Origin of the sequence: Micromonospora sp. A3M-1-15, from assembly GCF_024213425.1 — a bacterium.
GTDB classification, from domain to species: Bacteria; Actinomycetota; Actinomycetes; order Mycobacteriales; family Micromonosporaceae; genus Micromonospora; species Micromonospora chersina.
Genome location: NZ_JANAVK010000001.1, coordinates 359,359 through 381,509 on the forward strand (window position 1 = coordinate 359,359; position 22,151 = coordinate 381,509).

At 73.8% G+C, this 22,151-nt stretch carries 18 protein-coding genes and 1 riboswitch; of the genes, 8 read left to right on the forward strand and 10 right to left on the reverse strand.

Going from position 1 to position 22,151, the window contains the following annotated elements; translation table 11 throughout:
• The first annotated feature begins 16 nt into the window (after positions 1 to 16).
• The 3 genes from wecB to NLX85_RS01675 are packed head-to-tail and all read left to right on the forward strand — an operon-like array spanning position 17 to position 4,663.
• The gene (gene wecB / locus NLX85_RS01665; RefSeq protein WP_254331250.1) at positions 17 to 1,102 is read left to right on the forward strand and encodes a non-hydrolyzing UDP-N-acetylglucosamine 2-epimerase; all 1,086 of its coding nucleotides are present in this window, start codon (positions 17 to 19) and stop codon (positions 1,100 to 1,102) included.
• A gap of 34 nt (positions 1,103 to 1,136) precedes the next feature.
• Positions 1,137 to 2,543 carry a glycosyl transferase gene (locus NLX85_RS01670; protein WP_254331251.1) on the forward strand — a complete coding sequence of 469 codons (1,407 nt, stop codon included), beginning with the start codon at positions 1,137 to 1,139 and terminating at the stop codon, positions 2,541 to 2,543.
• Positions 2,540 to 4,663 carry a glycosyltransferase gene (locus NLX85_RS01675; RefSeq protein WP_254331252.1) on the forward strand — a complete coding sequence of 708 codons (2,124 nt, stop codon included), beginning with the start codon at positions 2,540 to 2,542 and terminating at the stop codon, positions 4,661 to 4,663. Before NLX85_RS01670 ends, NLX85_RS01675 begins: the two co-directional genes overlap by 4 nt.
• A gap of 73 nt (positions 4,664 to 4,736) precedes the next feature.
• Here the strand turns inward: NLX85_RS01675 and NLX85_RS01680 are convergent, their stop codons facing one another.
• The 5 genes from NLX85_RS01680 to NLX85_RS01700 form a co-directional block, all read right to left on the reverse strand.
• Entirely contained in the window at positions 4,737 to 6,374 is a 1,638-nt protein-coding gene (locus NLX85_RS01680) for a glycosyltransferase family 4 protein (RefSeq protein ID WP_254331253.1), read from the reverse strand.
• Positions 6,375 to 6,455: 81 nt separating this feature from the next.
• Positions 6,456 to 8,114: a glycosyl transferase family 1 gene (locus NLX85_RS01685; protein WP_254331254.1), complete on the reverse strand. Its 1,659-nt coding sequence runs from the start codon at positions 8,112 to 8,114 to the stop codon at positions 6,456 to 6,458.
• Between the two features lie 32 nt (positions 8,115 to 8,146).
• A complete protein-coding gene (locus tag NLX85_RS01690) occupies positions 8,147 to 9,175 on the reverse strand; it encodes a Gfo/Idh/MocA family protein (RefSeq protein WP_254331255.1) in 1,029 nt (342 codons plus the stop codon).
• Positions 9,172 to 10,281, reverse strand: a complete 1,110-nt coding sequence (locus NLX85_RS01695; RefSeq protein WP_254331256.1) for a DegT/DnrJ/EryC1/StrS aminotransferase family protein — start codon at positions 10,279 to 10,281, stop codon at positions 9,172 to 9,174. Before NLX85_RS01695 ends, NLX85_RS01690 begins: the two co-directional genes overlap by 4 nt.
• A gap of 155 nt (positions 10,282 to 10,436) precedes the next feature.
• Entirely contained in the window at positions 10,437 to 11,069 is a 633-nt protein-coding gene (locus NLX85_RS01700; RefSeq protein WP_107074716.1) for a TetR/AcrR family transcriptional regulator, read from the reverse strand.
• Between the two features lie 161 nt (positions 11,070 to 11,230).
• Here NLX85_RS01700 and NLX85_RS01705 point away from each other — a divergent pair, with 161 nt between their 5' ends.
• From NLX85_RS01705 to NLX85_RS01720, 4 genes are all read left to right on the forward strand, one after another.
• Positions 11,231 to 12,133 (forward strand): ABC transporter permease, encoded by a 903-nt coding sequence (locus NLX85_RS01705; protein WP_254331257.1) that lies wholly within the window; start codon positions 11,231 to 11,233, stop codon positions 12,131 to 12,133.
• Complete coding sequence (locus NLX85_RS01710) at positions 12,126 to 12,926, forward strand: ABC transporter ATP-binding protein (protein ID WP_254331258.1); 801 nt, start codon at positions 12,126 to 12,128, stop codon at positions 12,924 to 12,926. The genes NLX85_RS01705 and NLX85_RS01710 overlap by 8 nt, the downstream gene beginning before the upstream one ends.
• 144 nt (positions 12,927 to 13,070) lie before the next feature.
• A complete protein-coding gene (locus NLX85_RS01715; protein ID WP_254331259.1) occupies positions 13,071 to 14,582 on the forward strand; it encodes a bifunctional cytidylyltransferase/SDR family oxidoreductase in 1,512 nt (503 codons plus the stop codon).
• Positions 14,583 to 14,603: 21 nt separating this feature from the next.
• Positions 14,604 to 16,301, forward strand: a complete 1,698-nt coding sequence (locus NLX85_RS01720; protein WP_254331260.1) for a CDP-glycerol glycerophosphotransferase family protein — start codon at positions 14,604 to 14,606, stop codon at positions 16,299 to 16,301.
• 8 nt (positions 16,302 to 16,309) lie between these two features.
• Here NLX85_RS01720 and NLX85_RS01725 read toward each other — a convergent pair whose 3' ends face one another.
• The 5 genes from NLX85_RS01725 to NLX85_RS01745 all read right to left on the reverse strand — a co-directional run bounded on the left by NLX85_RS01725 (position 16,310) and on the right by NLX85_RS01745 (position 21,408).
• Positions 16,310 to 17,062 carry an alpha/beta fold hydrolase gene (locus NLX85_RS01725; protein ID WP_254331261.1) on the reverse strand — a complete coding sequence of 251 codons (753 nt, stop codon included), beginning with the start codon at positions 17,060 to 17,062 and terminating at the stop codon, positions 16,310 to 16,312.
• 105 nt (positions 17,063 to 17,167) lie between these two features.
• Positions 17,168 to 17,998, reverse strand: coding sequence for a C39 family peptidase (locus NLX85_RS01730; protein ID WP_254331262.1), 831 nt, complete (start codon positions 17,996 to 17,998; stop codon positions 17,168 to 17,170).
• A 208-nt stretch (positions 17,999 to 18,206) separates the two neighbouring features.
• Positions 18,207 to 18,348, reverse strand: a riboswitch (cyclic di-AMP (ydaO/yuaA leader).
• A 305-nt stretch (positions 18,349 to 18,653) separates the two neighbouring features.
• On the reverse strand, positions 18,654 to 19,430 hold the full coding sequence (locus tag NLX85_RS01735; RefSeq protein WP_254331263.1) for a hypothetical protein: 777 nt from the start codon (positions 19,428 to 19,430) through the stop codon (positions 18,654 to 18,656).
• A gap of 159 nt (positions 19,431 to 19,589) precedes the next feature.
• Positions 19,590 to 20,042, reverse strand: coding sequence for a hypothetical protein (locus NLX85_RS01740; protein WP_254331264.1), 453 nt, complete (start codon positions 20,040 to 20,042; stop codon positions 19,590 to 19,592).
• A 163-nt stretch (positions 20,043 to 20,205) separates the two neighbouring features.
• Complete coding sequence (locus NLX85_RS01745) at positions 20,206 to 21,408, reverse strand: acyltransferase (RefSeq protein WP_254331265.1); 1,203 nt, start codon at positions 21,406 to 21,408, stop codon at positions 20,206 to 20,208.
• Between the two features lie 87 nt (positions 21,409 to 21,495).
• Between NLX85_RS01745 and NLX85_RS01750 the strand changes: the two genes are divergently transcribed.
• A complete protein-coding gene (locus NLX85_RS01750; RefSeq protein ID WP_254333557.1) occupies positions 21,496 to 22,131 on the forward strand; it encodes an alpha-ketoglutarate-dependent dioxygenase AlkB in 636 nt (211 codons plus the stop codon).
• The last annotated feature ends 20 nt before the right edge of the window (positions 22,132 to 22,151 follow it).

A 22,151-nucleotide genomic window follows, 5' to 3' on the forward strand; every position in this document is an offset into this window, starting at 1 on the left:
CACGAGGAGTCACGTAGTGAAGGTCGTCAGCATTGTCGGCGCCCGACCGCAGTTGGTGAAGCTGGCGCCCATCGCCGCGGCGTTCGCCGAGGACGGGTGCGAGCACGTGATCGTGCACACGGGCCAGCACTACGACGCGGACCTGTCCGACGTGTTCTTCTCCGGCCTCGGCATCCCGGACCCGGACGTGCACCTCGGCATCGGCTCCGGCAGCCACGGCGTGCAGACGGGCAACACCCTGGCGGCGCTGGACCCGGTGCTCGCCGCCGAACGGCCGGACTGGGTGCTGGTCTACGGCGACACCAACTCGACCCTGGCCGGCACGCTGTCGGCCGTGAAGCAGCACCTGCGGGTGGCCCACCTGGAGGCCGGGCTGCGGTCGTTCAACCGGCGCATGCCGGAGGAGCACAACCGGGTGCTCACCGACCACGCCGCCGACCTGCTGCTCGCCCCCACCGAGGAGGCCGTGCGGCACCTGACGGCGGAGGGCCTGGCGTCGCGCTCGGAGCTGGTCGGCGACGTCATGGTGGACGTCTGCCTGCGGGTCCGCGACGACGTGTCGCGCGGCGGCCTGCCCCGGCCGGCCCTGCCCGAGGGCATCGACCCGGACGCCCCGTACCTGTTGGCCACCCTGCACCGCGCGGAGAACACCGACGACCCGCAGCGGCTCGCCACGCTGCTCGACGCGCTGGCCGACCTGCCCGTGCCGGTGGCGCTCCTGGCCCACCCGCGGCTGGTCGCCCGGGTCGAGGAGCACGGGCTGAAGCTGTCCCGCGGCTCGCTGCACGCCGGCCGTCCGCTGCCGTACGCCGCCATGGTGGCGGCCGTGCTCGGCTCGGTCGGCGTGGTCACCGACTCCGGCGGCCTCCAGAAGGAGGCCTACCTGCTGGACCGCCCGTGCACCACGCTGCGGACCGAGACGGAGTGGGTGGAGACCCTCGCGGACGGCTGGAACGTCCTCGTTCCGGACCCGCGCGAGCTGGGCGCGCAGTGGGCGACGACGGCCACCCGTCCCGCCCCGGAGGCGCCCCGCGGCACCCCGTACGGCGACGGGCGGGCGGCCCACCGCGTCGCCGAGACGCTGCGCCGGCACCTGGCATGACGACGCGTCCCCTCTTCACGATCGGCTACCTGCGATGAGCAACCGAGTCCTCCCCCTCCCCCGGTCCGGTGGCGGCAAGCGACCGCATGCCATCTACCTGGCGATCGGCTTCCCACCCGCGGCGAAGAGCAGCGCCTACCGGCTGCGCGAGACGGCGAACCAGTTCGTCGCCCTGGGCTGGGACATCACCGTCATCACCATCTGCCAGGAGGCCTGGGAGCGGGAGTACGGCCTGGACCACACCCTCTCCGAGAAGGTCGACCCGCGGGTCAAGGTGGTCGAGCTGCCGCTGATCCGGGAGGACCTGGAGACCGACATCCGGGCCTTCTCCGAGGAGCGCTCGCTCGACCCGGCCGGGTGGATCAAGCGGCTGCGCCAGCGCGAGCAGAAGGTCTTCCCCGAGCCCGTCTTCGGCGGCTGGCGGCACGACCTGGAGCAGGCGGTGCTGCGGGTGCACCGCGAGCACCCCGCCGACCTGCTGCTCGCCTCCTGCGCCCCGTACGTGAACCTGGCCGCCACGTGGAAGCTGTGGGAGGAGCACAAGGTCCCCTACGCGGTGGACTTCCGCGACGGCTGGTCGCTGGACGTCATCGGCGGCGGTGAGGCCTTCACCCGGGACTCGGTCTCCGGCCGCTGGGAGTCCAAGGTGCTGGAGCACGCCATCGCGGTCTGGTGCGTCAACGACCCGATCGCCGGCTTCTACCGCGAGCGGTACCCCCACCTCGCCGACCGGGTGCACGTCGTGCGCAACGGCTACGACGAGGACAGCCTGCCGGACGTCACCGGCCGGTCGCCGGACCCGGCCGCCGGGCTGACCTTCGGCTACCTCGGCTCGGTCAACTTCACGCCGGCCTTCCTCGAGTCGGTGCTCGACGGGTGGCGGATCGCCCGCCGGGACGACCCGGTGGTGGCCAGCTCCCGGTTCGAGGTGCGCGGGCACATCGGCGCCGGTCCGGCCCGCGAGGCCAACCGTCACATGGACCTGCTCAAGGAGGCCGCCGTCGACGGGGTCAGCTTCGGCGGCCCGGTGCCGAAGGCCGACCTGGCCGCCACCTACGGCTCCTGGGACGCCCTCGTCCTGATGCTGGTCGGCGGCCGCTTCGTCACCTCCGGCAAGGTGTACGAGTTCATGGCCACCGGCCTGCCGGTGCTCTCCGCCCACGACGTCGACCACGACGCGTCGAACATCCTGGCCGGGCACCCGCTGTGGACCGGGGCCGTCGGCCTGGACCCGCACCGTCTCGCAAACTCCTTCAGCGAGGCCGCCCGGATGGCCCTGAAGGCGACCGACGCCGACCGGACCACCGCGCGCCAGCTCGCCCGCCGGTTCGCCCGGCCGGCGGTGCTCGGCCCCGCCGTGCGACACCTCACCGAACTCGTCCGGCCCACCACGGCCGGCGACTCCGCCCCGGCCGCTTCGACGGAGGATGTCCAGCTGTGACCACCGTGCTCATCGTGGCCGCGACCGCGCCGAAGCAGCCGGCCGTCCTGATCGAGGCGCTCGAGCGCTTCCGTGCCCGGGGCGCCAGCGTCACCGTGGCGTGCTTGTTCAACAGCGCGGACCTGCCGGTCGACCCGGCGCTGGCGGAGGTGCGCACCTTCGCCGTACCCGGGGAGAAGCGGGACGCCCGGCTCCGCAAGGCGCTCGGCCGGGCGCCGGCCAACCGGAAGGTGTGGTTGCACGCCCGGCGCAACCCGTGGCTGCGGCAGCTCGTCCGGAAGGCGGACCTGCTGGTCGCCCTCGACGCGCGCGCCGTGCACACCGTGTGGGAGATGGCCCAGCGCAACACCCGGGCCGGCGCCTACTACGGGCTCGTGCCGGCGCAGCGGGCGCTCGACGCCCGGCGGACCGAGTCGGTGGGCCGGCGGCTGGAGCGTCAGGTCTCCGCGGCGGCGGGCATCGGCGCCCGGGGCGCGCGCCGGGCGGCGACGCAGACCGTCCGGACCACGCTGAGCAAGGCCACCGGCCAGACGGTCATGAGCAACCCGGCGGGGGCCTGGTTCTGGACCCGCGCGGTGGCGGCTCCCCGCGTGCCGGACCGGTTCCGCAGCAAGCTCGCCGTCCGGCTGCACGACAGCGCGGTGAAGGCCGGCCGGCCGGCCGTCGCCGCCCGGGCCGCCTCCGCCGCCGTGAGCCGGATCAGCAGCGCCGGCACCCGCGCGGACGTGCTGACCAAGGCCGCGCAGGCCGAACTGGCCCTCGGCCGCGTGCCGACCGGCCTGCACGACGCGATCCGGGCCCAGCTGGCGCTGGCGGACAGCCTGCTGCCCCGGGACAGCAAGAAGGCCGCCGCGGCCGTGTCCAAGGCGTGGAGCCTGGCCTCCAACCGGGTGCTGCACTTCGACCGGCTCTCCTCGCCCATGAGCGAGGACCCCGGGGCCTTCCTGGCGCCGTTCCGCGAGAGCACCGCGGCCCGGAAGCTGTCCGCGAAGCGGGGCCGGATCGCCCCGGCCGCTCCGACGCCCGCCGACCGGCCGCTGCGCCTGCTGGTCACCACGCTCATCAACGACAACTTCCTCCAGGAGATCCTGGAGCGCTACCGGGCGATGCCGAACGTGGAGGTCCGGTTCCTCGACCTCTACGACGACCCGGTGACCCGCCCGCTCGCCCTGAGCGGCAGCACCGTCATGGAGCACCTCCTGGCCGGCGAGTCGTCGTACGGCGCCAAGATCGAGGAGTGGCTGCGGCCGCACCTGGACTGGGCCGACACCGTCTTCGTCGACTGGTGCCAGGCCACCGCGGCGCTGTTCACGCTGCACGACCCGGGCACCGCCCGGATCATCGTCCGACTGCACAGCTTCGAGGCCTTCAACTTCTGGCCGCACCTGGTGGACTTCTCCCGGGTCGACGACGTCGTCTTCGTCTCCGAGCACCTCAAGGACCTGTCCACCGCGGTGCTGCCCCAGCTCACCGAGGCGGACGGCCCCCGGCTCCACGTCATCGACAACGCGATGGACCTCCAGCGGTACCCCCGCGCGAAGCCGGCGGACGCCCGGTTCACCCTCGGCATGGTCGGGTTCAGCTCGGTGGCGAAGGACCCGCGCTGGGCGGTCGAGGTGCTGCGCAGGCTGCGCGAGCGGGACGAGCGCTACCGGCTCACGCTCATCGGCAGCGACTTCAACAACCGGACCAGCAAGCCGGCCAAGGACTACGGCAAGCTGTTCAGCCAGGACCTGGCGGAGCTGGAGCCGCTCGGCGCGGTCCGGCGGTACGGGCAGACCGACGACGTACCGGCCGCGCTCCAGGAGGTGGGAGTCATCCTCAGCGCCTCCGTGCGGGAGAGCTTCCACTGTGGCCTGGTGGAGGGCGCGGCCAGCGGGGCGGTGCCGGTGGTCCGGGACTGGCCGTTCTTCGCCCGAAAGCCGCACGGCGCCCGTAGCCTCTTCCCCGCCGACTGGGTGGTCGACACCCCCGAGGAGGCCGCGGAGCGGATCCTGGCCGCCACTGCCACCGAGGAGCGGTGGGCGGAGGCCGGGCGGGCCGCGTCCGAGCACGTCCTGAAGACGTGGGACTGGACCGTCACCCAGTCCGGGTACGACCGGCTGCTGCTGGGCGACTGAACCTGCGGCGGAAAGCAGGGAAAACGGGAAGGGGCCCGGCCGATCGGCCGGGCCCCTTCCTCGTGGGCGTGATTCAGCGGACCGGGACGGCCGACCGCTGCGCCGGTACGGACGGGGTGGCGGGGTCCGCCGCCGGGAGCGCCTTCGGGTGGTCCGGCAGCAGGCGGGTGTAGACCTCGTCCATCACCCGGGCCTGCGCCTCCCAGGTCCACTGCTCCAGCACGCCCGGCCGCTCGTACGCGGCGCGGTACCGCTGCGGGTCGTCCAGCACCGCCCGCACCGCGCGCAGGTAGTCGTCCAGGTCCTCGGCGCGGAACACCTCGCCCTGCCCGGTGGCCCGGGTCGTCTCGGCCATCGTCTTGACGTCGCTCACCACCATGGGCAGCCGACCGTGGGCGTACTCGAAGAACTTGGTGATCAGCGCGATCTCGTGGTTCGGCTTGTGGTGGATCGGGATGACGCCGAGGTCGGCGGGGGCCACGAAGGCGGAGACCTGCCAGTGCGGCACGTACGGGAGCAGGTGCACCCGGTCGGCCACGCCCAGCTCGGCGGCGAGTTCCTCCAGCTCGTACATGATCGGCACCTTGCCGTTCGGGTGCACCGACACCAGCGCGACGTGCGCGTCGGGCATCTGTGTCAGGCCCCGGATCATGATGTCCACCCCGCGCGACGGGTTGATGCCGCCGCAGTAGACCAGCAACGGGGTGGTCGAGTCGATGCCGCAGAGCGCCCGGATGTCCGGCACCGGCACGGCCCGCTGTTCCGGGGTCAGCGCGGCGGGTGGGGCGTTCAACACGACGGCCGGCTGCTCGGGCAGGTCGTGGGTCTCCCGGAGCAGGTCGCCCAGCGTCGAGGAGACGGTGATGACGGCGTCGGCGTAGGGCGCGTGCTCGCGCACGTACGCGATCTGGGCCGGCAGCCAGCGCAGGTTGGTGGGCCGGCCGATGATGCCCGGGACGAACTCGTGGGCGTCCCAGACCAGCTTGACGTCGCGGCCGCCGGCCCGGGCCCGCATGGCGGCCCGCGCCCCGACGCCGAGCATCCGGAAGTCGTGCGCGTGGATGAGGTCCGGTTCGAGCTCGTCGACGACCGGGGCGAAGGCCAGCTCGAAATCCCACAGCTCCGGGTCCAGCCGGCGCCAGGCGCGGTCGCCCTGCAGGCCCTGCCAGAACCGCAGGGCGGCCCGGTCGAGCCGGGAGTTCGGGTCCTGCTGGCGCTCCTGCAGCCGCTTCAGCTCCTGCGACCGGAACTTGACCCACTGGAACGAGATCTTGTTGAGGAAGTACGGCGACGCCAGCCGGGCCTTGCCGGTCAGCTCGGCCCAGCGCGCCCCACCGCCGCTCCGCGCCACCTTGATCTCGGAGAGCCGGAAGTTGAGGTCGTCCCGCCGGGCCTTGAGCTTGTTCAGCTTCCGCTTCGCCTCGGGACCCGGCTTGTAGGCCAGCGGGCGGCGCAGCAGGGCGCGACGATAGGTGACCGGGTGCGGGAGCCGTCGGGGCACCCGGATGAGGCGCACCTCGGCGTCACCGAGCCGCCAGGTCTCCTCCGCGGCGGCGCTCTTCAGGATGCCGACCAGGATCACCTCCCAGCCGGCCTCGGCGGCCGACCGGGCGGCCTTCTGCACCCGGGAGTCGCCGTGGACCCCGTTGTCGACCAGCATCACCACCCTCCCCCGGGTCGGTCGGGCGTCGGTGGACGGCACAGCAGGCATCGGGTGCTTCTCCTCGTTGACGGGTCTGGCACGGTCGGTCCGGCTCCCCCTCGCCGGTCGTCCGGGGACGACCGCCGCGGGTCACCGGAGGAAAGCGTCGAAGACCTCGGCGGTCCGCCGACCGTCGTGCTGGTCACGGACGTACGTGGGCCCCTCGGCGGCGAGCGCCGTCGCGGCGGCACGGTCGTCGAGCAGCGACTCGATCGCCTTCACCAGCGTGGTGGGCGTGGCGTTCACGATGGGTGGTTGGACGCCGACCCCGCGGTGGGCGGCCTCGCTGAGGTAGGCCACCACCACCTTGCCGGCGGCCATCCCCTCACAGGAGAACGTGCCGTAGCTGCCGATCACGAGCTGGTCGACGACGATGTCGGCGTCCTGCACCTGGCGGCGCATCTCGCTGTACGGCAACCCTTCCACCAGCCGCAACTCGATGATCCGCCGGTCGTGCAGCTCCTGCAACCCGGGCAGGAGCCGGTCGGTGCCCTTGGTCCAGCGGTTGGACGGGGCGTGCAGCACCACCGGGCGGGCCCGCTCCAGCACCGGACGGTCGCACGTCCAGCCGTCGACGTCGACCACCAGCGGGGCCCAGGTGGCGAAGGGCACGTCGTCCAGCAGGTCGGGGGTGGTGACGAACAGCGGCAGGCCGCTCTCCTCGGCGGTGCGCCGGTTCCGCTCGGCCACCACGGTGAGCCGCTCCCGCAGGTCCTCCGGGGCGTCCCGGAACGCGGACTCGGCGTGCCGTTCCAGGTGCGTTCCCGGGTGTCGGATCTCACTGCCGTGCGCCAGCAGCGCGACCTTGATCCGGGCCCGGCGCAGGGCGGGAAGGTCGGCCGCCACGTCGTCGCCGTTGAGGCGGCCGAGCACCGGGCGGAAGGCGTCGACGATCAGGTGGGTGTACGCGCCGAGCACCCGCCGGATCTGGTCCAGCTGCACGTCGAGCTGGTGTTCGGCCGGGAAGTGCAGGTAGCGGTCCGCCGGGTACCGGTAGTTCGCCGGTGGCTTGGCCACGACCAGCTCCACGCCGACGTCCGGGCGGGCGGCGCTGATCGCGGCGGCCAGCGCGGAGAGCTGACCGGCGTAGTTGGCGGTGCCCAGGCCCAGCCGCACGGGCCCGGCGCCCAGGGCCCGCCAGGGACCCGGTGTGCCGGCCTCGACGGGCGCGACGATCGGCTCCGCCGCCTCCGGCGCCTCGGCGGTGCGGTCCCACGCCCGCTCGACGGCCTTCACGAAGGACGGCACCGACCCGGGGGCGAACAATTCGCCGGTCCGGTGCCGGGCCAGGTACTCGCGTACCGGCCGGGCGTTGCCGGCCACGATCCGCAGCCCGGCGGCCCGGTAGGCGTCGAGCACGGCGGGCACCGACGCGGCCGGGTCCCCCGCCGGGGCGAACCCGAGCACGGCCAGGTCCGCCGAGGCGAGGAAGGCCGGTGTCAGCCGACGCGGGCGGGGCACCTCGTGCACCCGCCGGCGCGCCTTGCCGGCACGGCGGATCAGCTCCCGCACGGCCGCCCCGTCCGCATCGGTGCGGACGAGAGCCAGGTGGAACTCCGGCAACCGGACCAGGGCGGCCAGGATGCCGCCGAGCGCCCGGTCGTCCGCGATGCCACCCGCGTGCACGAGCAGCGGCGTGGTGGCGGGGAGCTCGCAGAGCTCGCGTACCGAAGGGGTCTCCCAGGGCCGATCGCCGGCGGCGGCCCGGCGGAGCGCGATGCGCCACCGCCGGGGGAGCCGCCGCTTCACCGCGGAGACCGTCCGCCGAACCGGCGCCGGGCTCATCGCAGGGCCGGCTCCGCGTCGTTACCGGCGGCCGCCACGGAGACGACCTTCCCGTCGGACGCGGACTCGAGGAGCCCGGCGGCGACCCGCACGGTCCGCAGGCCCTGCCGCAGGGTCACGATGTCGCTCTGCTTGCCCTCCACGGCGTCGCGGAAACGCTCGTGCTCGACCAGCAGCGGCTCGCGCTTCGGGATCGCGTAGCGGACCATGTCGCCCTCGGCCACGCCGCGGAACGCGCGCAGCGCCTCCCACTCGGTGTCGATGGCGGCGTTGGCGTAGAAGGTCAGGTCGGCGGTGAGCGTGTCGGCGACGAAGCAGCCCTTGTCGCCGGTGACCACGGTGGACCGCTCCTTGAGCGGGCTCAGCCAGTTGACCAGGTGGTTGACCATCGTGCCGTCGGCGAGCTGGCCGACCACGGCGACCATGTCCTCGTGCAGGCGGCCGCTGCGGGAGACCGTACGGGCCGACACGGAGGTGTATTCCTGGCCGGTCACCCAGGCGGTCAGGTCGATGTCGTGGGTTGCCAGGTCCATGACCACGCCGACGTCGGCGATCCGGTGCGGGAACGGGCCCTGGCGCCGGGTGACGACCTGGAAGACCTCGCCCAGCTCGCCGGCCTCCAGCCGGGTGCGCAGGCTCTGCAGCGCCGGGTTGTAGCGCTCGATGTGCCCGACACCGGCCACCAGGCCGGCGGCCTCGAACGCCTCCACGAGCGTGGTGGCGGCGTCGACGGACTGGGCCAGCGGCTTCTCGATCAGCGCGCAGACGCCGTTGGCGGCCAGCTCCAGGCCGATCCGCTCGTGCAGCGCGGTCGGGCAGGCGACGACCGCGTAGTCGATGCCCAGGGCCAGCAGGTCGGCCAGCTCGGGGACGACCGGGGCGCGGAGCGTGCCGGTCACGTCGCCGGCCGGGTCGACCACGCCGACCAGCTCGACGCCGTCCAGGTTGGACAGCACCCGGGCGTGGTTGCGCCCCATCGCGCCCAGGCCGATGAGGCCGGCGCGCAGCTTGCGGCCCCCGCTCATCGGGCACCCCCGGCGAGGTTCGCGCCCTCGGCGATCCGCTCCAGGTCGGCCGGGCTCAGCGACGGGTGCACCGGCAGCGAGACGACCTCGGCGGCGGCCCGCTCGGTCTCCGGCAGGTCCCACGGGCCCGGCTTGCCCTCGGAGTCGAGGTAGGGCTTGAGGCGGTGGATCGGGGTCGGGTAGTAGACCGCGTTGCCGATGCCCAGCTCGGTGAGGCGGGCCATGGCCGCGTCCCGGTTGCCCTGCACCCGCACGGTGTACTGGTGGTAGACGTGCTTGGCGGCGTCCGCCACGGGCGGCGTGACCATCCCGGTGATCTTCGAGTCGAGGAACTTGGCGTTGGACCGGCGCTGCTCGGTCCACTCGGCGAGCTGGGTGAGCTGAACCCGGCCGATCGCGGCGGCCACGTCCGTCATCCGCATGTTGGCGCCGACGATCTCGTTGGCGTACCGCTGCTCCATGCCCTGGTTGCGCAGCAGCCGCAGGGTGCGGGCCAGCTCGGCGTCGGCGGTGGTGACCATGCCGCCCTCCAGGGCGTGCATGTTCTTGGTGGGGTAGAAGCTGAAGCAGCCGGCGGTGCCGAAGGCGCCGACCGGGGTGCCGTGCAGCGTGGCCCCGTGCGCCTGGGCGGCGTCCTCCACCACGGCGAGGCCGTGGCGCTCGGCGATCGCCATGATCTGGTCCATGGCGGCCGGGTGGCCGTAGAGGTGGACCGGCATGATGGCGACGGTGCGCGGGGTGACCGCGGCGGCGACCGCCTGCGGGTCGACGCAGAAGCTGCCCGGCTCGATGTCCACGAAGACCGGCTCGGCGCCGACCAGCCGGACGGCGTTGGCGCTGGCGGCGAAGGAGAACGAGGGCACGATGACCTCGTCACCGGGGCCGAAGCCCAGCGCCATCAGGGTGAGCTGGAGCGCGGAGGTCCCGGAGTTGACGGCGACGCAGTGCCGGCCGGCGACCAGGTCGCCGAACTCCTCCTCGAACGCGGCGACCTCGGGGCCCTGCACGACCCGGCCGCTCCGCAGCACCCGGACAGCCGCCTCGATCTCGGCCTCACCGATGATCGGTCGTGCTGGGGGAATGAACTCTGGGTGCGGCCCGACCATGGGGCTTCCTCCTGTCGACACGGTTCTCACTTGGGGGGACGGTTTCGGGGGGATGGTAGCGGTTGCTGCTGCAAACGACCCGGTCGCAACCAATGTCCGACCAGATGTGGACTGATGTTCATGATCGACTGGCGCTCCGCGACCGTGATCCGGAGTCACACTTCCACCTCGTCGCGGACAGGCCCCAAGCATGCTACCCGGAGGGCCGCGACGATCGCGGAGGCCAGGCGGGGCACCTCCTCGACGTCCAGCGACGCCCGGGAGATGGCCATCCGCCAGTAGACCGGACCGACGATCAGGTCCACCGCGGCGCGCCGGTCGGTGTCCGGCGAGAGTTCCCCCCGCTCGACCGCACGGCCGATGAGGATCCGGCCGACGGCCTGCTGGTAGTCGTCCAGGGCGGCCTGGAGCTTCTCCGCGATCTGCGGGTTGCGGGCCGCCTCGGCCAGCAGGTCCGGGATGATCTGGGAGGCCAGCCGGTGCCGCAGCGCGCGGGCCATCACGTGGAGCAGGATCTCCAGGTCGCCGAGGAGGCTCCCGGTGTCCAGCAGCGGCAGGTTGCGTCCCGCCGCCGCCGAGACCATGTCGAGCACCAGGTCGAGTTTCGAGCGCCACCGGCGGTAGATCGCGGTCTTGCTGACCCCCGCCCGGCGGGCCACCGCCTCGATGGAGAGGCGGCCGTAGCCGACCTCGGCCAACTCCTGCATCACGGCGGCGCGGATGGCACTGGTGATCTCCCCGCGCAGCACCGCCGCGCCGGCCGGGGCACGCCTCTTCTCGGTCGTCACGTGGGACAATGTAGCGCAACGACGGTACGGTTGCGTCCCGACGTGTTTTGGACTACCTTCCACGCAGCAGCGAGGCACCCTCCCCGCCCGGCCACGCTAGATTTCAACGCCGCGACACATCTCCTGCTCCCCATCGGCACGAAAGATCGGAGCGCCTGACCATGGCCAACACCGCGGTGGCCGACCCCGAATCCGGGCTGACCCGGGCCCAGCTCGCCCAGCGGTACGGGCTGCGGGTCGCCGGGGAACGCCCGCCTCTGGCCGAGTACGCCCGCCGGCTGTGGGCGTACCGACACTTCATGACCGCGTACTCGCGGGCGAAGGTCGCCTCGTCGCTCAGCAACACCCAGCTCGGGCAGCTCTGGCAGGTGCTGACACCGCTCACCAACGCGGCGGTCTACTACCTGATCTTCGGCGTGATCCTGTCCCAGCACCGGAGCGTGTCGAACTTCATCGCCTACCTGTGCACCGGCGTGTTCATCTTCATGTTCACCCAGACCGCGGTGCAGAACGGCACGAGCGCGATCACCGGCAACCTGGGGCTGATCCGGGCCCTCCAGTTCCCCCGGGCCGCGCTGCCGATCACCGTCACCCTGGTGCAGCTCCAGCAGCTGCTCATGTCGATGATCGTGCTGGCCGCCATCGTGGTGCTGACCGGCGAGCCGATCACCTTCCGCTGGTTGCTGATCGCCCCCATGCTGCTCCTGCAGACCATCTTCAACGTCGGGCTGACCATGGTGATGGCCCGGCTCGGCTCCAAGGTCACCGACCTCAAGCAGGTCATGCCGTTCGTGATGCGGACCTGGCTGTACGCCTCCGGCGTGCTCTACCCGGTCTCCCTGTTCCGGGAGCACCTGCCGCCCTGGGCGGCGGCCGTCCTGGAATGGAACCCGCCGCTGGTCTTCATCGAGCTGGCCCGGTACTCGCTGCTCGACTCGCACCAGGCGAACCTGGTGAGCTCCCCCCTGCGGCTCTGGGCGCTCGGCCTGTTCTGGGCGGTCGTCATGGGCATCGGCGGGTTCGTCTACTTCTGGCGCGGAGAAGAGGAGTACGGCCGTGGCTGAGCAGATCCAGCCGGCGGGCAGCGCCGCCGTGGTGGACTCGGGGCGCGTCCCCACCGTCGTGGTGGACGACGTGCACGTGATCTACCGGATCCACAAGGGCGCCACCGGCGGCACCACCCCGGTCTCGGCGCTCAAGCGGATCGTGTCCCGGACCAAGGCGCCGAGCATCCGCGAGGTGCACGCGGTCAAGGGCGTGAGCTTCACCGCGTACGAGGGTGAGGCCATCGGCCTGATCGGCAGCAACGGCTCCGGCAAGTCGACCCTGCTGCGGGCCATCGCCGGCCTGCTCCCGCCGGCCCGCGGCGCGGTCTACACGCAGGGCCAGCCGTCCCTGCTCGGCGTGAACGCGGCCCTGCTCAACGACCTCTCCGGCGAGCGCAACGTAGTGCTCGGCTGCCTGGCCATGGGCATGCCGCCCGAGGAGGTCAAGCGGCTGGCGCCGGAGATCATCGAGTTCTCCGGAATCAACGAGCGCGGCGACTTCGCCTCGCTGCCGATGCGCACCTACTCCTCCGGCATGGGCGCCCGGCTGCGCTTCGCCATCTCCTCGGCGAAGAAGCACGACGTGCTGCTCATCGACGAGGCGCTGGCCACCGGTGACCGCAAGTTCCGGGCCCGCAGCGAGCAGCGGGTCCGGGAACTGCGCGACAGCGCCGGCACGGTCTTCCTGGTCAGCCACTCGATCGGCTCGATCCGGGACACCTGCGAGCGGACCATCTGGCTGGAGAGCGGTGTCCTGAGGATGGACGGCCCCACCGACGAGGTCTGCGACGCCTACGAGAACCAGAAGTAGCCGTCCGGGAGCGCACCGGTCCCGGGCTCGCCCGGGTCGGTGCGCTCCGTCGTACGCGTTAAGGTTTCCTGGTTGCCGGCGAAAGTTCACCACCCGGTCATCCAGTCGCAAAACCCCATCCACCCGCAGAAGTGAGGAACGGCAATGACGCAGGACCGCACCCCCGCACCGGACGCCGCGCCGGCGAGCCCGGCGCCCTGGCGCCCCTCGCGGACGGTGGCCGTGATCCTCGCCGGGGGGACCGGGACGCGTCTCGGGCTGGGCATCCCGAAGCAGCTGCTGAAGATCGCCGGCAAGCCGATCATCGAGCACACCCTGGCCGTATTCGAGGCCGCGCCGGAGATCGACGAGATCATCGTGCTGATGGCCGCCGGCCACGTGCCCGACGCCGAGCGGATCGTCGCCAACGCCGGCTTCCGCAAGGTCAGCAAGGTGATCGAGGGCGGGGACACCCGCAACGACACCACCCGGATCGCGCTGGACGCGGTCGGCGAGGGCGACGTCAACATCCTCTTCCACGACGCGGTGCGCCCGCTGGTCAGCGCCCGGATCGTGCGCGAGTGCGTGAACGCGCTCTGGACCTACTCGGCGGTGGACGTGGCCATCCCGTCCGCCGACACGATCATCCAGGTCGACGAGGACGACTGCATCACCGGCATCCCGGTCCGCGCCACGCTGCGCCGCGGCCAGACCCCGCAGGCGTTCCGCTCCGGCACCATCCGCGAGGCGTACCGGCGGGCCGAGGGCGACCCGGACTTCGCCGCCACCGACGACTGCGGCGTGGTGCTGCGCTACCTGCCCGGCACGCCCATCAAGGTGATCGACGGCTCGGACGAGAACATCAAGGTCACCCACCCGGTCGACGTGCACCTGGCGGACAAGCTCTTCCAGCTCGCCGCCGCCCAGGTCCCCAAGCTCACCGACCACCGCAGCTACTCCGAGGAGCTGACCGGCCGGACCATCGTGGTCTTCGGCGGCAGCTACGGCATCGGCCACGACCTCACCGAGCTGGCCCGCCGCTACGGCGCCCAGGTCTTCCCGTTCAGCCGCTCCACCACCGGCACCCACGTCGAGCGGGCCGACGACGTGGCCGCCGCGCTGAAGACCGCCTTCGAGGCGACCGGCCGCATCGACCACGTGGTGGTCACCGCCGGGATCCTGGAGAAGGGCGCCCTGGCGGAGATGGACGAGGAGACGATGGATCGCCTCCTGCACGTCAACTTCGTGGGCCCGGTCACCATCGCCCGGCAGTCGCTGCCGTACCTCCAGCAGACCAAGGGCCAGCTGCTGCTCTACACCTCCAGCTCCTACACCCGGGGCCGGGCGCGCTACGCGCTCTACTCGGCCACCAAGGCCGCGCTTGTCAACCTGACCCAGGCGCTCGCCGACGAGTGGGCCGAGTTCGGCGTACGGGTCAACTGCGTCAACCCGGAGCGCACCGCCACCCCGATGCGCACCAAGGCGTTCGGCGAGGAGCCGGAGCACACCCTGCTCTCCGCCGAGGCGGTCGCCCAGGCCTCCCTGGACGTGCTGATCTCGGAGCTGACCGGTCAGGTGATCGACGTCCGCCGGGCGCCCGGCGAGCCGGTCGCCGCGGTGCCCGCCCAGGCGGGCGCGCACGACGCCGAGCAGTTGCCCACCGGCGTCGACGCCTGACCGGCGGACGGGACGAGCCAGATGCGTGGTGACCTGGTCCGGAAGCTGCTCGCCCGGGTGCTGACCACCGGGCTGGCGGTGCTGGCCTTCCTCGTCGTGGCACTCACCGGCGCGACCGGCTGGGGGCTGGCCGTCGCGGTGGCCGCGCTCGCCGCCACCGCCTGGGAGCGCCGGGTCCGGCCCACCGCCGACGGCCTCGCCGAGTCGGTGCTGGTCGCCGCCGGCATCCTGGTCGGCTACGCCCGCCGCCTGGACGCCGGCTTCGACCCGGCGCTGGCCGCCACCGCGCTGGTCCTGCTCGGCCTGGTGCTGCTGGTCGGGCCGCTGCGCGACGCCGGCGCGCTGGAGATCCGGGCGGCCAACCTGCCGGTCCGGTCCTGGACCCCGCTGGTCGCCGCCCGGCTCGGCGACGCGCTGCTGGTGCTGCTCGCCCTCGTGGCGCTCGCGGCCGGCCTGGCCCTGCCCGCCGGGGTGGCCCTGGTGGCCGCGCTGCTGGTCGCGGCGGGCTGCGGCGCGGTCGGCCTGGACCTGGCCCGCCGCCGGTTCCGGCCGCCGGCCGGCGGCGGCCCGGTGGGCCGGGCGGTGCGCCGCCACCAGCCCGAGTTCGTCCTCTACTTCTCCGCCCCGCCCGGTTCCGAGTACCAGGTCACCATGTGGCTGCCCTACCTGGAGCGGATCGGCCGGCCGTTCATGGTGCTGCTGCGCGAGCCCGAGTTCCTGCCCACCGTGGCCGCCGCGACCCGCGCGCCGGTGGTCTTCTGCCCCACCCTGAAGACCATGGACGAGGCCCTGGTGCCGAGCCTGCGGGCAGCCTTCTACGTCAACCACGGCGCGAAGAACAGCCACTGCATCCGCTTCTCGCAGCTCACCCACGTGCAGCTGCACCACGGCGACAGCGACAAGGCGCCCAGCGCCAACCCGGTCTCGGCCATCTTCGACAAGATCTTCGTGGCCGGTCCGGCGGCGATCGAGCGGTACGCCCGGGCCGGCGTGGACATCCCCGCCGAGAAGTTCGTCGTGGTCGGCCGCCCCCAGGTCGAGGCCATCGAGGTACGCCGGGAGCCTGCCACCGCCCCGGCGCACCCCACGGTGCTCTACACGCCCACCTGGACCGGGCACCACGCCGACGCCAACTACTGCTCGCTGCCGGTGGCCGAGACGGTGATCCGCCGGCTGCTCGACCGCGGGGCCACGGTGATCCTGCGGGCGCACCCCTACACGGCCCAGAACCCGGCCTCGGCGCGGCAGCTGGCCCGCCTCACCGAACTGCTCGCCGCGGACCGGGCGAAGACCGGCCGGGCGCACCTGTGGGGGGCGGCGGCCGGCCGCGACCTGACCCTCACCGAGTGCGTCAACCGCGCCGACGCGCTGGTCTCGGACGTCTCCGGGGTCATCTCCGACTGGCTCTACTCCGGCAAGCCGTACGCGGTCACCGACATGGGCGTCGACGGCGAGCACTTCGTCGAGCGGTTCCCCCTCACCGGCTCCGGCTACGTGCTGCGCCGGGACATGTCGAACGTGGACGAGGTGCTGACCGAGCTGCTGGACACCGACCCGAAGGCTGCGGACCGGTGGGCCACCCGCGTTCGCTACCTGGGTGACTTCCCGGCCGAGTCGTACGCCGAGGTGTTCCTCGACGCCGCCCGCCGGCAGCTCACGGCGGACTGGACCGCGCCCGCCCCGCGGGACGGCTCGCCGATCCCCTCCCCCGCCGCCTGAGCGGGCGGTCAGAGGTACGCGTCGAGGAGGGCGAGCACGGCGGCCGGGTCCTCGACGTGCGCGTTGTGGCCCAGCCCCGGCAGCGTGGCGACCGGGACGCCCAACTCCTTGAGCTGCGCGTCGGTCACCATCGGGTCCTGCTCGCCGCGAGCCAGCAGCACCGGGACGTCGGTCGCGGCGAGCAGCGCTGGCAGCCGGGGCTCCCCCACCGCGAACGCGGCCGGGTCCATGGCCAGCCGCCAGCGGCCGTCCTCGCGGCGCAGCCCCGCCTCCACCACCGGGTGGTCGGGGGCGAACAGCCCGGCCAGCCCGGAGACCCGCAGGTAGCGGCGGGCCGCCTCGTCCCGGGTGGCGAACCAGGTCACCGGCCGGGCGGCCAGCTCGTGGGCCTTCTCCAGGTCGACCGGGGACCACACGGCCTTGATGCCGAGCCCGACCACCGCGTCGACCGGCAGGCGCCGCGACCGCGCGGCCAGGGCCAGCGCGACCACCCCGCCGAGCGAGTGCCCGAGCAGCACGAGCCGGTCGTGGGGGCCGAGCCGCTCGGTCACCGGGCCGAGCCCCTCGACCACGCGCCGGGCCAGGGCCTCGAAGGAGTAGCCGGGCAGCGGCGGCGACCAGCCGTGCCCGGCCAGGTCGGGGGCGAGCCAGCGCCCCGCCCAGTGGCGCTCCAGCAGCGGCGCCCAGGGCAGCCACACCTCACCGGTGGCGCCCATGCCGTGCAGCAGGAGCAGATGGCGGGTACCCGTCTCGTCGCCCATAGGGCGCAGTGTGCCACCGGACGGACACCCGGCGCGAGAGCGGACACCGGCGCGGACGGCGTCGGGCACCGGCTCGGTGGAGCCGGTGCCCGACGGGAGGGGTGATCAGGCGGAGTAGCCGCGGGTGGCGGCCCAGTTCGCCAGGTCGATGGTGCTCATCCAGTACGCGGGCAGCGCCGCGTTCGCCGAGTCCGCGATCCGGACGGTGCGGCCGTCGTTCTTGTAGCCGACCACGGCGATGTAGTGGCCGCCCGGGAACGAGTGCCAGCCGCCGTCGGTGTCCGTGGCGTCGCCGGCGATGTTGACCACCACGCCCCGGCCGTCGGTGATCGCCTTGACCACGTCCGCCTGGAGCTGGTCGATCTTCTCCGGGCTCGCCGAGCCGCCGAACATGTGGGTCCGGTACGGGTTGCCCTTGACCATCTGGTTCAGGCCCCGGGTGGTGTCCTCGGCCGAGTTGGTGCCGTTCTCGCCGGCGTTCAGCGGGGCGATCATCGCGTCCTGGGTGGTCTCGACGCCGCTCGCGCTGAGCGCGTTGCGCACCGCGGCCGGGCCGCAGTTCCAGTAGGCGGTCTGCGCCTCGTAGGTGTAGTCGAGCACCTTGGTCGACGGGGGCTTCGGCTTGGCCTTCGGGGTGGTGTCCGGGTCGGCGGTGGCCTTGGCGGCCGGCTTCGCGGCCGACGGCGACGCGCTCGGCGAGACCGAGGGCGACGGGACGGCCACCCGGGCCTCGCCCCGGCTGGCGACCTCACCGAGCCGGGAGCCCAGCTCGGCGACCGCGGCGGTGTTCTCCTGCTGGACCGGGGCGTCGTCGCCGGCGGCGACGGCGGCGCCGGCGCCGCCGGCCAGCACGAGCGCCGCGGCCGAGCCGGCGATGATCTGGTACGGGCGTTCGGTCACGAGGCGGCGCAGCTGACGCTTCAGGTGGTGCTTCACTGTTTCCTCCACGGGGCGTGGCGGCACACGCCGGCCCGCCGCGCGGAGGAACTCACGCGCGCTGCGGGGCGGATGGCCGCGGAACGGGGAGCGCCCGGGGGGACCGGGCGGTCGGGGCGGTTGCCGGGTTCGGTCGCCGTCAGGCGAGCGCCGGCACCGCGATGCCGTGGAGGCGGGGGGACGAGCGAGGGGTGGGCACGAGGAATGGCACTCCTTCCGTGACCGCCGACCGGGTTAGCTGACGGATTCGGGCGGGAAGTACGCCCTACCGCAGGCCGTGGCCCGCGGATTCACCCCGGTGTTGCTGTGGGTCCCCGGTTCGTGAGAACACGATTAGGCGGGTCGGCGCGGCGTCGCCTCTTGCGATCGAAAACCGCTCCGGACGCGCCGACACTACCGGGGGGTACGCCGGCTGCCAAGCACTCCCACCTGCGTAAACCTCGTGCACCACTACAGATATCGGAACACTCGGTCACTCACTTCACTCAATGGGACGAGCAGTTACGGCGGCACCGCGCGGCAAAAAGCGGACATCCGGTGGCGACCGTCCCGGAATTGCGGGGGTCAATCGCCCGACCCGGCCCCGATGACCGTTTCCGCGGTCGGGGTGACCGGGCTCACCGAATTCGGGTAACGATTCGGCCGACCCCGCCGGTCAGCCGGCCCGGGCCGGGCGCCAGCGCGCGGCGGCCGGGACCGGAGCCGGCGCCGTCTCGTCCCGCCCCGGCACCGTGGCCGCGGCGTCGCCCGCGACGGCGGGGCGCAGCGCGTCGGCCGCCGCGTACGCCTCCGCGGCCAGGGTCCGGGCCGCCTCGGCGGCCAGCTCGGCGTCCCGCCAGGCCCGCCGCTCCCGCTCGGCGGCCGCCGCCCAGCCGGCCCGGCGGCCCTCGCGTACCGCCCGGGCCAGCACGATCTCCTGCTCGGCGGGGTGCCGGCGCGGGTCCCACCCGTTGCGGCGGGCCAGCACGTCGGCGAGCTGCCGGGCGCTCAGGTCGCCCCGCCAGTGCGCGGCCATCGCGGCGTGGTGCAGCCAGCGCTCCCGGGCCGCGTACTCGGCCGGTGTGCGCGGGGTGTGCGGTGCGGGCAGCGCGGCGGCTCCGGCGAAGCGGCGGGCGGCCGCCTCGGCCTCGTCGTACGCCCGCCAGGACCGGTCCGCCTCGTCCTGGGCGGCCAGCCACTGCTCCCGCCGCCTCCGGGCGGTCTGCGCGGCCCCGGCGGCGGCCACCGCCACCTCGTCGGCGTAGCGGCGCAGGTCGGCCCGGCGGGCGGCCTCCTCGGCGACCGGGTCGGGCACCGGATCGGGCCCGTCGTCCCGCTCCGGGCGGGCGATCAGCACGGCGAGCAGGCCCAGGGCCAGCAGGAGCAGGGCCGACCAGATCGCGGCGGCCTCGGGGACCTCGGTCAGGAAGCGGTAGAGAACGGTCTGCGGCATGGTCGGCACCTCACGGGAGAGAACGTGGCGGAGAGGTGTCCGCACGAGCCGTGGGAGCGGCGGTGTGCACCGGGAACGGGTGCCGGGCCGCCGACGGGCGGGTGCGGGGGTGAGGTTCGGTGCGTGCGGTGGGCGCGGGCCGGCGGCCCACGGGTGGGGTCAGCGGGCGGGCGGGGCCCGGGAGCCGACGGTCGCGGGAACCAGCCCGGCCAGCACGACAGGCCGGTCAGCCGGGCGGGTCGCGGCCCGGGGCACGGCCACCGGCTCGGGCCCACCGGCGGGCACGGCCTGCCGGTCGACGTCCGCCCCGCTTTCGAGATCCCGCCCGGCGACGACGGCGGCCCGGCCGGCTGTCCCCCGGAAGTCCGGGCCGGTGACGACGGCGGTCCGGCCGGCCCCGTCCCCGAGAAGCTGCGCGCCGGCGCCGGGCTGGAGGGTCAGGCCCTCGACCGGGGCCACCGCGGAGGACGCCACCGGTGCGGTCGCGGCGCCGCCGACCGGCAGCGCCGCCGCGCCGAACGAGCAGGCGGCGAGCACGGCCAGGCTGGCCAGTGTGCGGGCGATCCAGCGCGCCACCCACCACACGGGACAGGCGAGCGCGATCGGCAGCACGGGTACAAACTACCGCCGATGCCGCCACATCGCACCGCCGCCGGGCGTGTCGCGCCATCCGTCAACCGGACGACGTCCAAGGTGGACACCGGCCGGCGCGGGGCGGCGGGACACCCTTGCCGGATCCGGCCGCGGCGGGCGACGCCGGCGGGCCGCGCCCGGCTCAGCCCGGGTCGCGCCGCCCGGCGTACTCGATGGACCTGGCCGGGGTGACGGGTGCCGCGACCGGGCCGGCGGGGGCCGGCCGCGGGCCGGGCACGGACGGCGCCGGCACGGCGGTGGCCGCCGCCGGGCGGCCACGGCGGGGCGGCCCGAGACGGCGCACCAGGGGCATCTCCACCCAGTGGTGCAGAGCCGCGGCGAGCAGCAGGTTGAGCAGCAGGAGACCGAGCACCGCGAGCGGCCCCCACCACCCGCGCAGACCCGCGCCCCAGTCCCCGGTGAGCCGCAGCACGGTGGTCATGACCAGCACGTGCACCAGGTAGAAGGCGAACGAGACCTCGCCGAGCCAGACCATCGGGCGGGACCGCCACGGCGTGCGCCGGCCCCGGACGTCGGCCTCCGCGGCGGCGGTGATGACGAGCAGGTAGGCCACCGCGAGCAGCGCCGCCCAGAACTCGGCGCGGATCCACTGCCCGGCCACCACCCAGGTGGCCACGAACAGCAGGCTGGCAGCGGCCAGGTTCGGCCCCCGCCAGCGGCCCCGGCGCAGCAGTTCCGCGGCGGCCGCCCCCATCCAGAACTCGACGGAGCGGGTGACCGGGAAAATCTGGGTGAACCACCAGCGACTCTCCTCGGGCACCAGGAGCTGGGCGGGCCAGAGGGCCAGGATGAGCAGCGGCACGGCGACCACCACCGCCCACAGGACGCCGACGCGGGCCCGGCGCAGCCACGGCAGCACCAGCGGCAGGCACAGGTAGAAGGCCAACTCGCAGGAGAGCGACCAGCTCACGTTGTTGACGCTGTAGAAGTAGCCGTCGAGGGGGATCCACGCCTGCACCAGCAGGAGGTTCCCGATCGCGGCCCACGGGGCGACCGGGTCGGCGAACCAGAACGCGACGGCCAACGCCACCGCGAAGGTCACCAGGTGGTTCGGGTAGATCTTGGCAAGCCGGCGACGGAGGAAGGTGCGCCGCGGCTCGCCGTCCCGGTACGACCACACCAGCACGAATCCGCTGAGGACGAAGAAGAACTCCACCCCGGACAGGCCGAGGGCGAACGCCCGGTCCAGCACCGCCCGGACATCGGGCTCCGCGACGATCCGCATGGTGCCGACGTGGAAGGCGAACACCAGCAGGGCGGCCATCCAGCGCAGCCCGGTGAGCGACGGCAGCCGGGCGGCGCGGGTGGCCGGGGCGCTTGTCACCCGGGGCACCCTACCCGGTGGTAGTCGGGGCCGCCGACGGACGGCGCTAGCACCGTTCCTCGTACGCGTGTACGAGAGCAGGGTACGATCGGCGGCGTGTACCAGCCCTCGATGCTCGACCTCGCCGAGCAGGGCCCGTCCCTGGGCCCGCTCGCCGGCCGGCTGCGCCGGCACGAGCTGAGCCGGGGCGCCTGGGTCGACCACCTGCCCGGCTGGGTGGCGGGCTCCGACGCGGTGCTCGACACGCTGCTGCACGAGGTGCCGTGGCGGGCCGAGCGCCGCACCATGTACGACGCCGAGGTCGCCGTTCCCCGCCTGCTCTGCTGGTACGGCGCCGGCCGGACGCTGCCCCACCCGGTGCTCACCGCGGCGCGTGACACGCTCACCCGGCACTACGCCGACGAACTGGGCGAGCCCTTCGTCACGGCCGGCATGTGCCTCTACCGGGACGGCCGGGACAGCGTGGCCTGGCACGGCGACACCCAGGGCCGCTCCGCGCACACCGACACCATGGTGGCCATCGTCTCGTTCGGCTCGCCCCGGCCGCTGCTGCTGCGCCCCCGGGGCGGCGGCGGGACCAGCCTGCGCTTCCCGCTCGGGCACGGCGACCTGGTGGTGATGGGCGGGTCCTGCCAGCGCACCTGGGAGCACGCCGTCCCGAAGACCGCCCGGCCGGTCGGCCCCCGGGTCAGCGTCCAGTTCCGGCCCGCCGGGGTGGCCTGACGCCGAGGCGGCCCCGAGCC